A 13,656-nucleotide genomic window follows, 5' to 3' on the forward strand; every position below is an offset into this window, starting at 1 on the left:
GGACGATCGGCCTGGCCCTGCCCTTCGGCGCCGAGCTTTCGACCTTCGTCTTGACCGGCCATGGCGGCGCGGCCGGCGGGCGGGACTGGGCCTCGGCCGCGGTCAGCCTGGGGCTGCTGAAGTTTTCCGGCGGACTATCCCAAAATCTCGTCCGCTCTTTGCCGAAGTCCCCGACCCTCCCGCCGATCTTGGGCGCCACCTCGCTGGTCGGCGGACTCTTTGCGGCCCATCGCCTCGAGCAGCACTTGGGCTGGCGCGAAAAGACCGACGCCGGCACCGCCCTCTTCGAGTCGGTTTCCGCCGCGGCTTCGCTTTCGCTGGGCGCCAAATTGGCCCACCGTCTCTTGGGCCCCGGTTATACGAGGACTTTGGCCGAGCTGGAGTTTCGGCTGCGGGAGCGCCAGGCTCGCCCCACCCTCCCATTCCCGGCCGCCTTGGCCATGGCCGGCGACGCCAAGCTTCCGGGACTTTTCATGTCGGCGCCCGGCGACGGCTTCGGCGGGGGTGGCGGAGGCGGCAAGGCCCCGACCCTCACCGAGGACCTGATCCAAAGGGTCAAGCGGATGGGCCAAGAGAAGACGGGAATCCGGGCTTACCTTCTGGTCGACTTCAAAACCCAGCTGAGCCGACTCAAGCCCCAGGAAATGAACCATTTCTTCCTGGTTCTCGACCGGTTGGTGAGCGTGGCCCAGCCCAAGGATCGGGCCGGAATGCTGCCGGCCTGGTGGCAAACCTTGGATATCTGCGGGCCGGCCGAATTCCAGGGGCGGGTCCAGCAATACCAGTTTTGGCTGAAGCAAATGCCGGCCGATGAAGTGCCGACCTTCGCCAAAAGCCTGATCGAATCGGGCGACAAAATCGCGCCCGAACCAATGGGCAAGATGGCGGCCTTGAGCCTGAAACGAACCTTGGTCGAATCGCGCCGGGGTTTCGAGGATCCGACTTGGGTCCTCCCGCTCTACGAGCGCCTCGGCAAGGCCGGCCAGAACACCCTGCTCAAGAACTTACGCCAACAGCTGGCGTCGGAAGAGATCGGCATGGGCCGGAAGGCCGTCGACCTGCTGAACATGCTGGCGCCCCAGCTCGGCCCCACCCGCTTGATCGCCTGGGCCCGCGGCCTTTTGGACTTGGCGCCGAGCGCCAATCCCCTCATGCAGGGTGCCATCTGGAAAAGTTTCTGCGTCATGCTCGAGCAAATCCCGGCGGGCGAGCGCCGCAAGCTGCTGCCGGCGCTGCGCAAGTCCCTGACCGCCGATTACGGCCTGGTCCCGCCGCCTTTCTTTTTCGAAGCCCTGGGCAAGTCGCTGGCCGCGCTGGAGCCAACCGCATCGAACCTCCTCGCCCGGGAGGTCCTGCTCAACTTGCCCAAGGCTTCGCCGGGCATGGTGAAGGGCGTCCTGATCCGTTTTTACGACCATCTCGAGCTCCTATCCCCCCAAAACCGGGAGTTGCTGATCCGCCAGCTCGAAACCCTCTTCGATGCCGCCGACCCGGCCCTTCGTTCGGCGCTACTGGTCGAGACTTCCCATTTCCGCGATCTGTGGAAGAAGCTCGATCCCATCGAGCAGGCCACCTTTCTCCACCGCTGGGAGCGGGGCTTGGCCGCCGGCGATCCCGAAACCATCCTGCGCCAAGCCGAGAACCTCCTCTTCACCTCGCCGGCCTTCAACAGCGTCGAGCGGAAGATCGAGCTCTTCCTCAAGCTGGAGGAGAAGGCCGCCGAGGCGACCACCCCTCAAGGCCTGCGGCGAGCCTTGGCCCGCAAGCTCCAGCAGATGGGCGAGGAGCTGCTGCCCGAGGAAAAGACTTTGCTGATCTCCAGCTCGCGGAGCCGCCGGCCCTCGCAAAATCCCTTGCCGATGGCGGGCTATTTGCTGAAAGGATTGGCCCATCCCGAAGCTCCGGCCCTGGCCGAGGCTTTGAACCTGAGCGCCTCCGACTGGCCCCGGACCATGCCGAGATCGGTTGAATACCTGCGCGAATTCGCCCCTTGGCAGGAAAAAGTCCTCAAGGTCTTGGAGGTGGAGAAACCCAATCCCCGGATCGAGCCGGTCGAGCTCGACCTTGGCAAGGTTTTGCCGATCCACCACGTCTTCCGTTACAAGAATTCCGGCGATTATTTGAAAACCGTGGAGGAGATGCGGGAGCGGATCTTTCGCTCCCTGATTTTCGACGGCTGGCGGCCCGGCCAGATGCCGACCCGCGAAAGCCTGCGCGAGGCGATGACCTCGGTCGACCTGGACCGTGCCAATCATCCGCCCTTCGTCGGGGCCGCCGCGCCCTCCGGCTACAGCCTGCTGGTCGACGGCCATCATCGCCTCACTTCCTTCATCACCCTGGTGGCCGACGGCCACCTGCCGCCCCCGGTCCTGAGCCGACTGCCCTTCGACCGGGTCTATGACCATTCCTCCCAGGGCATCCTCGACGCGGCGCTGGACCGAAGTGAGCTCCCGAGCTATGGTTGGAAAGACGTTTTGGCCTTTCACCCGCCCAGCGTCCAATTGATCGAGTCCTTGGGGTATGTAAATACCCTCGACCGGGCATTCCGATAGCGGAGGGAAAATGAAATTCTTACGGCGCCTTACCTTAGTCTTGACCCTGATCCTGGCCGGCTGCGGCAGCGATGGGGCCAATCTTCAATTCTTCAATGCCTCGCCCGACGGTCCGGCCTTGGACGTCCTCTTCGACAATGATGTCGTTCTCTTCGACATCGATTCCGAAACCTTCGTCCAATACCGCGAGGTCAACGCCGGAAACACGACGATCCGGCTCAATCAGTCCGGCACTTCCCGGACCCTGGCCGAAACCCCGGCCAGCCTGACCAAGAACCAGGACTACACCCTGATCGCCCTCGGCAGCGCCGCCAGCATGGATGCGCTCCTGCTGGTCGACAACAACAGCATCGACCAGGAAAGCACCGCCAAGGTCCGCTTCGTCCACGCCTCGCCCAGCTCCGGCGCCCTCGATTTTTACCTGACCAATCCCGGCACCGATTTGTCCGGCGTCAACCCGCTGCTCAGCGACTTGGCTTTCGGCGAGGCTTCGGACTACCTGATCGTCGGCGCCAACACCTACCAGGTCCGGGCGACCCTGACCGGCACCAAGACCGTGGTGATCGATACCGGCAATTTCGTGATCAGCTCGAGCCAGGTCCGCACCGGCGTCGCGGTCGACAAAGCCGGCGGCGGCTTGCCGCCGAGCATCGTGTTCCTGCCGGATCGGCTCTAAGATGCCCATTGCCTTGCTCAGCGATTTTGGCCTGCGGGACAGCTATGTCGCGGCCATGAAGGGCGTGATCGCCCGCTTGGCGCCCAACGCCGCCGTCATCGACCTGAGCCATGAGATTCCGCCTTTCGACTTGGTCGAAGGGGGCTTGAGGCTCTACCAGGCCTTTTCCTATTTTCCGCGCAAGACGGTCTTCGTCGCGGTGGTCGACCCCGGGGTCGGCGGCAGCCGGCGGGCGATCCTGGTCGAGACCGAGGATTATTTTTTTCTGGGGCCGGACAATGGACTGCTCTCGATGGCCTTGGCCGAGCAAAAGATCCGGCGGATCATCGAGCTGAAGAACGACAAGTATTTCCTCCAACCGACCAGCTCGACCTTCCATGGCCGCGACATCTTCGCTCCGGTGGCGGCCCACTTAAGCCAGGGCTTGGCCGGCGAGTTCTTCGGTCCCGAGCTCACCGGCTACGAGCGGCTTCCGGCCTTCCTCCCCCAGCGGGAGGCCAAGGAGATCCGGGGCCAGATCCTGGCCTTCGACCGTTTCGGCTCGGCGGTCAGCAATTTGAGCCGAAGCTATCTGGCCCGGCATCATCAGGGAGCGAGCTTGAAGGTCGAAGTCGCCGGCATCGAGCTCGAAGGGTTATGCGATCATTACGCGGCGGCGCCGGCCGGCCATCCCTTCCTGATCTTCGGCAGCAGCCAGCTTTTGGAAATTTCGGTCAAGCAGGGCTCGGTCGAATCGCTGCTGCAGCTCTCGCGGGGGGAGATTTTGAGGATTCATTTGTAAATCTATTCCCCCCTTTGAAAAAGGGGGGACCAGGGGGGATTTAAAACGCCGGCTTGCCGATCGATGCCGTTCGATAAATTACTGCCGCTTTAAATCCCCCCTACCCCCCTTTTTCAAAGGGGGGTAAAGAGATCCGGTTATGCACCCTCACTGGTTCTTCTGGCTTTTCCTCTCGCTCTACCTCGCCTATGCCCTCGTCGAGTTCGGCCTCGATTGGCTGAACCTCCGCCACGCCGAGCGTCACCGTGACCGGATCCCGGCGCTCTTCGAGGGCAAAATCGGCGGGGAGGAATATCAAAAGAGCATCGCTTACACCCGGGCCAAAACTCATTTCGGCTGGGTGAAAGCCGGCTTCGATGCGGTCCTGATCTGGGCTTTCATTCTGACCGGCTTCTTCCACCGCCTCGATCTCTGGCTCGGGGCTTGGCTGGCGCCGGGCTCGCTGCTCCACCAAGTCGCCTATCCCTTCGCGCTCGGAGCCATGGTTTACCTGCTTCACCTTCCCTTCGGCCTCTATCGCCAGTTCGTGCTGGAGGAGAAGTTCGGCTTCAACCGGATGAGCGCCGGAACTTTCGTCCTCGACCAGCTCAAGGGCCTGCTGCTCTCGCTGATCCTGGGCGTCCCGCTTTTGGCTTTGATCTTTTGGCTGGTCCCGACCTTGGGATCGCTGTGGTGGCTGGCGGCTTGGGGAGTGCTGATGGCCTTCCAGCTCTTGACCGCCGCCCTCTTCCCGGTGCTCTTCGCGCCGCTCTTCTACAAGTTCAGCCCCTTGCCCGAGGGCGAGCTGAAGTCCAAGCTGGGCGAGCTGGCGGCCAAGGTGAAGTTCAAGATGTCGGGCATCTTCACGATCGACGGCTCGCGGCGCTCGGCCCATTCCAACGCCTTCTTCGCCGGCGTCGGCCGGACCCGGCGCATCGTCCTCTTCGACACCCTGCTGAAGAGCCTATCCTCGGAAGAGATCGTCGCGGTCATCGCCCACGAGATGGGCCACAACAAGCGCCGCCACATCCTCAAGGGGCTGCTGCTCTCCTCGGCGACCACCTTGCTTTCGCTTTACTTGCTGAGCCTCTGCCTGCGTTGGCCGGCCTTCTTTCAGGCCTTCGGCGTGCCCGAGCCCAGCTTGCCGGTGGGCTTCGTCCTCTTCGGCCTGCTCAGCTCGGTCTTCGCCTTTCCCTTCAATCCGATCTTTCAGTGGATTTCGCGGCGCAACGAGTACGAGGCCGATCGATTCTCGGTGGAGGTCAACGGCGACAAGGCCGGCATGGTATCCTCGCTGGTCAAGCTCTCGCGCGATAACTTGAGCAACCTGACGCCCCACCCCTGGTACAGCTTCTATCATTACAGCCATCCCACGACGAGCGAGCGGGCCGAAGCCATCGCGGCCTTGCCTAATTGATCGATTCCCAGCGGCTCAGGATGAAATCGGCGACCTCGCGGGCGTCCAGGCTTTGGGAAGTGGACTGGATCTGGGTCAAGCGCTTTCGCAGGGCCTCGCTCGGCGCGATCATCCGGGTCAAGGTGCCGAGCAAAAGCGCGGCCTGCTCGGCTTGGGGACCGCGCTGGCCGAGGTCGTCGATCAGGCGGTTGGCCAAACCGACTCGTTCCTCCTCGGGCAGGAGGCCGAGCCGCTCCATCAGGAATGCTTGGTTGCCTTGCATGGCGAGCAACCGAACGCCTCTTAGGTCCACCGAGGCCGAGTCATTGAGCGCCCGCAGCAAGACGATGGCGAAAGTCTGGCGCATCTCCGGCGAGAGCTCCGGATTTCGGATGTAGCCGAGGGCATCCTCGACGATCATGTTGTAAACCTGGGACTCGGGCCCGGCTTGGAAAAAGGCCTTTTGCAAGGCCTGGGCAAGGCGCCGTTTCTCAGCCTTCGAAACATATTCTTGGTTCATCAGGTAAGCGAGCTCGGAAGTGTGGGGAATGGGATCGGCTTCAATCCGCTGGAGATTGAAACGAAGAAGCTCATTGCGCCACATCGGCAGCCGGGAGGAAAAGATCGCCTGCTGCTCGTCGTTGAGGTCGGGCCGCGCGGCCAACTCTTCCAAGGTCCTCAAGGTCTTCATCCTTTGGGCGCTGAGCAGGTCCCGATTGTGCAAAGCGGATTGCAAATTATTGATGAGCACCTCGCGCATATGGGGACTGGTTTGGGGATCCAACAAAGCCATCCGCGCCAAGTTCAAGCCATCAAGATTGGGATCGAACCACGCGTTCCAATCGCGCACGAATTGAAAGGCTGCCCTCACCGCCCGCTGAAAATGCCGTCCCTCGACCCGAAGCCGATGCCACTGCGAAGATAGGGTGGCCATGGCCTCCTCGCCGTAATCCTTGGGTTGATCGGTGAAGATGTCCTCGATGAGCTGGAGGATCCGGCGCCGGTGATCCGATTCCAATCCCGGATTCCGCATCCAGGAGGCCATGGTGTCGCCGAGGCTGTGATCGGGGAAGCGGTCGATATGGATCATCAGGTTGAAGAGCTGCTGAGGTCCGCGCTTGCTCATGGGAATTCGCGAGAGCAGCTCGTTCAGGACCTCGGCGATCTTCCGGTTGTAATGATCGTTCTCGTAACCGAGCACGGCTTGGAGCCGCTGGTAAAGCTCGACATAGTCCCGGGGCGGAAGCTTGGCCTCGAGAAAAGTGTTTTCGAGCAAGGCCAAGTGGCCTTCCCAGACCCGGGGATCGCGGCTCCGCATCGCGAGCAGGCTGGCCTCAAGCTGCCAGGGCAGCCGGCGAACCGGGAATTCACCCTCGCCCTTCATCATCATGAAATTTCGCGGAGGAGGCGGGGCTTCGCCGGCTCCGACGGCCGCCCAGGCCGGAATCCTCAATCCGAAGAGCTCTCCCACCCCCCTTTGAAAAAGGGGGGGATTTGACAGAGGTCGCGATAAGGCTTGAGTCTGCATCTCGACCTGCCGCTCCCAGCGGCGAAAGCCCTCGCCCATCGCGCCGTGGAGCAAGCGGCCGGCGACGTTGAAGTTGAGCAAGAGCGCCAAGGCGTCAACCATGCTGGAAGCGCCGGAGACCGGCTGGCGCAGCCCGGCCAGCTCTTCGAAGCGCTGGCCGAGCAAAATTCCGCCGAACATTCCGCTCTGGTTGAAAAGGCCGCGGGTCAGCGGCGAAAGCTGGGATCCCCCGATCCTTTGGGCCAAGCTCGAGGCGCCGAAGCCGCCGAGTTTCATGCCGCCCAGGACCAGGAAGCTGGCCGCCAAGTCGTGGCCCAAGGCGCGGGCGCTCCAATCCTGCGGCTGCCCCAGGGCCAGGTGGGCCAAGCGGCCGGCGGCCGGAAAAGCAACCGCTTCGACGCCAAAGCCGGCGGTCGAAGCCAGGGCTCGGGCGGCAAAGCCGCGGGTGAAGGTCGCGGCCGGCGACGCGGCCAGGCGCGAAAGGGTCAGGAGCCGGGTGGCCTTGAAGAGGGCGCCGGCGCTGCCCATCGCGAAGAGCATGCTGGGATCGAAGGCCTCGCGGCTGAAATTCTGGAGCAGGAATTCGGCGCGGTCGCCCAAACTTCCTTCGCCCCCAAAGACCCGAAGGCGCTCGGCGGCGCGGCCGGCCAGCGGCGTGCCCTCCAAGCGGCGGTAGAGCTGGGCGGCCAAGCCGTATTGGCTGCGAGCCTCGGCCCGGCGGGCGAGATGATACAAGCCTTCGGCTTTAAGCTCGGGATCGCGTTCGGCCTCGAGGGAGCGAAGCTCGGCGGCGAAGGCCGGAGATCCTCCGTTGGAAATAGATCGTAAGTGCACCCGGAACCTCAAATGGGACGATTTGTAGCGTTTTCGCCGCCTATTACCGAAAGTTGCGCGGCCCTTCAATAGCGCTTGTACCAGTCCAAAAAAGCCCCGCCGCGCTGGGAGCCCTCGTCGCTGTCGTTCTCGATGTAGGTGTTGATGATCCAGTTGCCGCCGACGTTCTTGCGGAGCCCCACCTTTTGGGTGTGGCCCTCCTGGGTGCCAACTTCCAAGGAAGTGGCCCCACCGAGCCGGAAACGGGCCGAGACGTAGCCGGTGGCCGGGTCGTAGCCCACGCTTTCCACCGGGGTCGAGGCCAAGAGGAAGAGCGAGCTGAGGCGCAAGGCCCGGTCGGCCACCGCCGAAGCGACGTTGCCGACGGAGTTGGATTGGCTGGAGTCCAGCGAGTCGTAGGGCTGGCCGTAGATCAGGACCGAGATGATCTCCTCTTGGGAGAGCGGCGGGTGGCTCTGGAAGATCACCCGCGGCCGTTTCATCGTGCCGAGGACGATCAGGTCGATGTCGTAGTTGGAGTAGTCGACCCGGAGGGTGCCGTTGATCTGGCTGAAGTCGGTCGGGTCGGCCAAGGTGATGGCGAACTCCTGGATCGAGACGTTGCGCCGCAAGATTGAGAGCGGAGTTTTGCCGATCTTGACGGTGCCGCCGAGCTTCGAGTTGTCGGCCGTCACATCGAGGTAGAGCGGGACCGAGTCCTTGCTCAAGTTGGAGAAGAGCCGGGCCGGCGCCTCGGGAGTGGTTCGGACCTTGATTTGATACTTCACATCGGCCTGGGCGGCTTTGACCTCCTTTTTCGGATCGATCATCCGGTTGTCGGGAAAGATCTGGGGCAGGGCTTGCAAGCCCAAGTGCGGCAGGACCAATTTGGCCTCGGTCAAGGTGATGTCCAAGAGCAATTGAGCGGTGGTGGTGCCCCGCTTGACCCATTCGAACTCGACCTCGCCCTGGCCATCGCTATCGAAGGCCTGGGTCGCGGACTTAAGCCGGGTGCGAAAAACCAGCGGCAGCTTGCCCTTGGTCCGGATCAAGTCGGTCCGGCCGGAGAGGCCGAGCTCGATTTCCCCGTCCAGGACGTTCACCGGAGCGAAGACCGCATAGGCGGTCTTGTCCAAGACCTCGACCAGTTTTTGGAAGCGGGGAATGGTCGCGAAGAAATCGAGATCGGTCAGCACGGTCCAGCCCCGGGGATAATCCGCCGGCACCCCCGAGAACTTGGTCTTGGTGTTGCCCTTGAAGGTCACGAGCTGCTGCGAGATCGGAACCATCTCGAGCTCGAGGTTGCCGGCCACCGGTGCCTCCAGCGAAGGCAGGAACCGCGTCTCGAGCTCGGTCCGAAGGATGAAATCGAGGTTTTGCGGGATCGTCACCAGCTTGGTCTGAGCCGGCGAGGGCAGGCGCACCGGCGTGACGTCGACTCGGATGGGACAATTCAAGTTCAAGCGCATCCGGTCGCGCCGCGAGAGCTGGCGGACGTGGAAGTCGCAGGCCTGGGCCAAGACTCCGTGGACTTGGCGGGAGAAGCCCCGGGCCTCGGCGCTCAAGCGGCCCTGGAGGTCGCCTTCGCTCAGGCGAGCGTTCAAATCGACGTTGGCCTTGAGCTTGCCGGCCTCGCCGACGGCCTGGATTCCCACCGAGTAAACCTTGGCTTGGATCGGTGCCAGCCGAATGTCGGCCCGGCCCGATCCCTTGCCCTTCAAGGCGGCGTCGGCGCTGGCTTGAAGCTTCCAGTCGTTGAGCCAGAAATTGGAAGGCGATTCCAAGCTCGCGCTCAAATGGCCGGCCGGCAGATCGGTGCCTTCCTCGAGCTCGAGCCGCAGGCTCAAGGACTGGGGCCGGCCCAGCGAATCGGGCTGCATCTCCAGGCTCAAGGGGCCGGTGAAGAGCATCTTGTCCTCTTGCCAAACCGTCAGCCGCTTCCATTGCAGCGAGATCGGATGAAAATAGGTGGCTTTCAACATTTCCGGCAGGACTAAGTCGGGGACGTTGAGGTTGAAGGGCTTTTCCTCCTGAGGCGGCGGCCGCTCCTCGGGCTTGCGCACCAGGTAAAGGGAGAGATCGGCTTGGCTCATCTTCAGCGGACCGACTTCCAAAACTTTGATTCCGCCGCCGAGCCAAGCCACCTCGGCGACGATCCGCAGCTCGCCCATGCAGCCCTGGTAACGGTTGGTCGAGAGGTTGAAGCAGAAATTGTCGAAGCCGAAATCGAAGCGCTTGTGGAGCAGCCGCTTCGATTGGACCTGGATCCGGGCTTGATCCCAGGCCAAGATCACCCCGAAGCGGCCGGCGATCGCCGCGCCGATCCGAAAGGCCTTGGGATTGAAGAGCAGCTCCGGCCACTTCAGGACCGAGAAGACGCCGGCCGCCAGCAAGGCCAGCAGGATCGCCGCTGTCACGACCAAGACTCGCAAGGATTTGCCCAAGACTCTCAAGACCTTCAAAATTCCTCCCCGAATCCGAAAAAGAATTGGAAGTGGGTGTTGTCGGGATTGGCGTCGGCCTCGCTGCTCTTCATTCCCCAGGCAAAGGTGGTGCGGAAGACGCCGACCGGCGACTCGTAGCGGAGGCCGAAGCCCGGCGAATAATAGATCGGCGCGTCGAAGCGAAAAGCCTGGTCGCCCAAGACGCCGACGTCGACGAAGGCCAGGGGCTGGATGCCGTAAGGGATCCAATTGGCCACTCGAAGCTCGAAGCTGGTGAAGGCGGCGCTCAAGGCCCCGTCGGGACCGGGCAGCTCCTCGCGCTCGAAGCCCCGAAGGTTGCTCGAGCCCCCCAGGTAGTAGCGGTAGTTCGGCGGCAGCTTGGCCAGGTTCTCGGCATTGCGGTCCATGAAGGTCCCATAGAAACCGCCGCGCAGGCCCAGGATAAAGAGCGGCGGGTCCCAGCCCTTGACGGTGTAGAGGTACTGCCAGTCGAGCTCGAAGCGCTGGGCGCTGATCTCCGAGAGCAGGTCGCTGGAGCCGAAACCGCCCTGCAGCCGGACGTAGAAGCCGGTGCGGGGGCTGGTCTGCCAAAACTCGAAGCCGTGGCTGGTGAGCTTGGCGTCATATTCCAGGGTGAGGAAGCGGGTCAGACCGGGTTGGGCGCCGCGGAAGGTGTCGGTGTAGTTCAAATCCGGCCCGGCGGTGAGCTCGAGGCCGACGTTCTGCCAATCCCAGCTCGTCGCCATCGCGGCCTGAACGTCGCCCGACAGGTAGTGGTACTGGGTCTCGCGGCGGTGCTCGAATTTGGCCAAGGGCAGGAAGTGGAGCCGGGACTCGGGCTTGAAGAAATAAAAGGCCTGGCTGACGTTCAGCTCCTGGCGCTTGTAGGAAGCGTAAACGTTGACGTTGAAGCGCCAGGCCTTCGGCGTCATCCGGGTGTGAGTCCAATCGCCCTTCACGATGACGTATTCCTCGGTGTCGGCGCCGAAGCCGAAATGCAAGAGCCGAGGCTTGCCGGCGAAGGTATGCTGGGTGACCGAAAAACCCTCGGGCCCCGGCGGCTTGTCGCAGTTCGGCGTGAAGTAGCTGCTTTGGAGCAGGCCGTTCTCCTCGATGCGCCGTTCGCTCAAGGCCAGCCAATCGTTGTTGTAAGTCTTGCCGAAGCGAAAGGCGTCGAAGCGGCGCAAGACCCCCGATTCCATCTTGTCGATCGGTTCGACCTCGATCGAGCCCAAGACCTGCTTCTCGCCGGCGTCGACCTCGAGCACGACCTCGCCGGAGTCGATGTTGGCCCGACTCTCGACCCGGGCACAGGGATAGCCCCGGGCCTGGAGCCGGGATCGGGCCCAGTTTTCCATGTGGTCGAGGAACTTCGGCGTCAGCACCCGGCCCCTCACCAGCCGCCGCTGCTTGGGCTTGAGCTCGGGCGGGGCATTCTCGGCCCGAAACCCGCTGACTCGGCTGCGGGTGCCGGGGTAGACGACCAAGCCGTCGCCCTCCTCGCTGAAGACCGGTGTGAAGTAGCCTCGGCTTTGGAGAAAGGTGCCGAGATGAAACTTAGCCTGGCTGAGCGGAATATGCTCCCAGGCCTTTTCTTTGGGATCGCCGCAAATGAAGATTTTTTCGAGGTTATTGAACTTGAGGTTCTTGCCGGCGACCAGCCGGACCCGGCCATTGGGGCAGAGGTCGAAGCTCCGAAGGCGATCGGCCCCTCGGCTTGGGGTCGGCAAGCCTATGACCAAGGCCAGCAGCGGGAAAGCGACGCGATGGAGCCTCGGAGTCCGCACGACCCGGCTCTAACACAAGCTTGGAATGAGGGCGAATCTTAGTAGGGGAGGATCCTAGAAAACCAACAGCGATCTTTTTTCGAAGTCCTTCAGACGGACCGGCACCCGCTTGGCGCCCCAGCGGCCGGGCTTGGCCTCGAAGACCCCGGGCAGCGGGGTCGAGCAGTATTTGCAACGGCCCTGCTCGTCGAGGTTCCAAGCGGTCAGGACGAACCAATCGCGGCCGATCAATAGTTTGCCGCAAGCGCTGCAATAAGTGCTGCCGCCGTCGCCGTCATGGACATTGCCGGTGTAAACGTAACGCAGGCCGTTCTTGAGGCCGATGCTCCGGGCCCGGGTCAGGGTCGCCGGCGGCGTCGGCGGCCGGTCGAGCATTTTGTAGTCGGGATGGAAGGCGGTGAAATGCAGCGGCACGTCGGGGCCAAGGTTCTCCCGAATCCACTGGGTCTCTTCCTCGATCTCCTTGTCGGAGTCGTTCAAGCCGGGGATGAGCAAGGTCGTGATCTCGAACCAGACCTTGGTTTCATGCTTGAGGTATTGGAGCGTCTCCAAGACCGGCTCGAGCTTGGCGCTGCAAATCTTGGCGTAGAACTCCTCGGTGAAGCCCTTCAAATCGACGTTGGCCGCGTCCATATAGCGGTAGAAATCGGCCCGCGGCTCCGGGCAGATCTCGCCGGCGGTCACCGCCACCGCTTGGATCCCGCGCTCATGGCAGGCCTGGGCCACGTCGACGGCGTATTCCAGGAAGATCACCGGGTCGTTGTAAGTGAAGGCGACGCTGCGGCAACCCAGGGACTCGGCGACCCGGGCGATCAATTCGGGCGAGGCCTCATCGGAGAGGGTGTCGATCTCGCGCGACTTGCTGATGTCCCAATTTTGGCAGAAGCGGCAGCCGAGGTTGCAGCCGGCGGTGCCGAAGCTCAAGACCGGCGTGCCCGGCAGAAAATGGTTGAGCGGCTTCTTCTCGATCGGGTCGATGCAGTAGCCGCTGGAGCGGCCGTAGGTGGTCAGCACGATCCGGTCGTTTTCGCGCATCCGGACGAAACAGAGGCCGCGCTGGCCCTCGTTCAAGCGGCAGAATCGGGGGCAGGTGTCGCATTGGATGCGGCCGTCTTCCAAACGGTGCCAGTATTTGGTGGGCACGGTGCTCGGCATATCGCTTCCCTTCACCACAAAATACCTTAAAATTCCCGGGCCGGGAACAGCTCCGGCCAAAGGAGGAAATATGGCTTCCGAAGTCCTCGTCAAGGCCGGCCCCAAGGGCCTCAACCAGCAAATCGAAGCCGGCGGCCACCGCCTCCTGGCCGACGAACCCCTCGAAGCCGGCGGGACCGACACCGGCCCCAATCCCTATGACCTGCTGCTCGCCGCCCTCGGCGCCTGCAGCTCGATGACCGTCCGGCTCTATGCCGACCGCAAGGGCTATAATTTGCGCGGCATCGAGATCAAGCTGCACCACGAAAAGGTGCACATCAAGGATTGCCAGGACTGCGAGAGCCCCAATTCCAAGATCGACCTCATCCAGCGCGAAATCAAATTGATCGGAAATTTGAGCGAGGAGGAGCGCCAACGACTGCTCGAAATCGCCGACCGCTGCCCGGTGGCCCGGACCCTGCAATCGGAGATCCGGATTGAGAGTAAGTTGGTCCCCCTGTCATCCTGAGCGAAGCGAAGGATCTGCGACTGACCAATAAGCTTTG

The 13,656-nt window shown here is 62.8% G+C and carries 9 protein-coding genes; 5 read left to right on the forward strand and 4 right to left on the reverse strand.

What is annotated here, in order from left to right:
- The 4 genes from VJR29_14450 to VJR29_14465 form a co-directional block, all read left to right on the forward strand.
- Positions 1-2,552 (forward strand): hypothetical protein (locus VJR29_14450; GenBank protein HKY64603.1); only part of this gene is annotated, 2,552 nt, incomplete at its 5' end.
- A 10-nt stretch (positions 2,553-2,562) separates the two neighbouring features.
- Positions 2,563-3,228: a DUF4397 domain-containing protein gene (locus VJR29_14455; GenBank protein ID HKY64604.1), complete on the forward strand. Its 666-nt coding sequence runs from the start codon at positions 2,563-2,565 to the stop codon at positions 3,226-3,228.
- Position 3,229: 1 nt separating this feature from the next.
- Positions 3,230-4,009 carry an SAM-dependent chlorinase/fluorinase gene (locus VJR29_14460; protein ID HKY64605.1) on the forward strand — a complete coding sequence of 260 codons (780 nt, stop codon included), beginning with the start codon at positions 3,230-3,232 and terminating at the stop codon, positions 4,007-4,009.
- A gap of 139 nt (positions 4,010-4,148) precedes the next feature.
- On the forward strand, positions 4,149-5,405 hold the full coding sequence (locus VJR29_14465) for a M48 family metallopeptidase (protein HKY64606.1): 1,257 nt from the start codon (positions 4,149-4,151) through the stop codon (positions 5,403-5,405).
- Here the strand turns inward: VJR29_14465 and VJR29_14470 are convergent.
- The 4 genes from VJR29_14470 to amrS all read right to left on the reverse strand — a co-directional run bounded on the left by VJR29_14470 (position 5,398) and on the right by amrS (position 13,111).
- Complete coding sequence (locus tag VJR29_14470) at positions 5,398-7,746, reverse strand: hypothetical protein (GenBank protein HKY64607.1); 2,349 nt, start codon at positions 7,744-7,746, stop codon at positions 5,398-5,400. The genes VJR29_14465 and VJR29_14470 overlap by 8 nt on opposite strands.
- A gap of 65 nt (positions 7,747-7,811) precedes the next feature.
- Positions 7,812-10,187: a translocation/assembly module TamB domain-containing protein gene (locus tag VJR29_14475; protein ID HKY64608.1), complete on the reverse strand. Its 2,376-nt coding sequence runs from the start codon at positions 10,185-10,187 to the stop codon at positions 7,812-7,814.
- Positions 10,184-11,956: a BamA/TamA family outer membrane protein gene (locus tag VJR29_14480; protein HKY64609.1), complete on the reverse strand. Its 1,773-nt coding sequence runs from the start codon at positions 11,954-11,956 to the stop codon at positions 10,184-10,186. The genes VJR29_14475 and VJR29_14480 overlap by 4 nt, the downstream gene beginning before the upstream one ends.
- A 54-nt stretch (positions 11,957-12,010) precedes the next feature.
- Positions 12,011-13,111 carry an AmmeMemoRadiSam system radical SAM enzyme gene (gene amrS, locus VJR29_14485; GenBank protein HKY64610.1) on the reverse strand — a complete coding sequence of 367 codons (1,101 nt, stop codon included), beginning with the start codon at positions 13,109-13,111 and terminating at the stop codon, positions 12,011-12,013.
- Between the two features lie 70 nt (positions 13,112-13,181).
- Between amrS and VJR29_14490 the strand changes: the two genes are divergently transcribed.
- Entirely contained in the window at positions 13,182-13,619 is a 438-nt protein-coding gene (locus tag VJR29_14490; GenBank protein HKY64611.1) for an OsmC family protein, read from the forward strand.
- Positions 13,620-13,656 lie beyond the last annotated feature (37 nt).

This window comes from bacterium (assembly GCA_035281585.1).
Taxonomy (GTDB): domain Bacteria; phylum UBA10199; class UBA10199; order DSSB01; family DSSB01; genus DATEDP01.

Bases quoted from the DNA above. Each gene is read 5' to 3' on its own strand.
- VJR29_14455 (HKY64604.1), top strand. From the start codon at position 2,563: ATGAAATTCTTACGGCGCCTTACCTTAGTCTTGACCCTGATCCTGGCC.
- VJR29_14460 (HKY64605.1), top strand. From the start codon at position 3,230: ATGCCCATTGCCTTGCTCAGCGATTTTGGCCTGCGGGACAGCTATGTC.
- VJR29_14465 (HKY64606.1), top strand. From the start codon at position 4,149: ATGCACCCTCACTGGTTCTTCTGGCTTTTCCTCTCGCTCTACCTCGCC.
- amrS (HKY64610.1), bottom strand. From the start codon at position 13,111: ATGCCGAGCACCGTGCCCACCAAATACTGGCACCGTTTGGAAGACGGC.
- VJR29_14490 (HKY64611.1), top strand. From the start codon at position 13,182: ATGGCTTCCGAAGTCCTCGTCAAGGCCGGCCCCAAGGGCCTCAACCAG.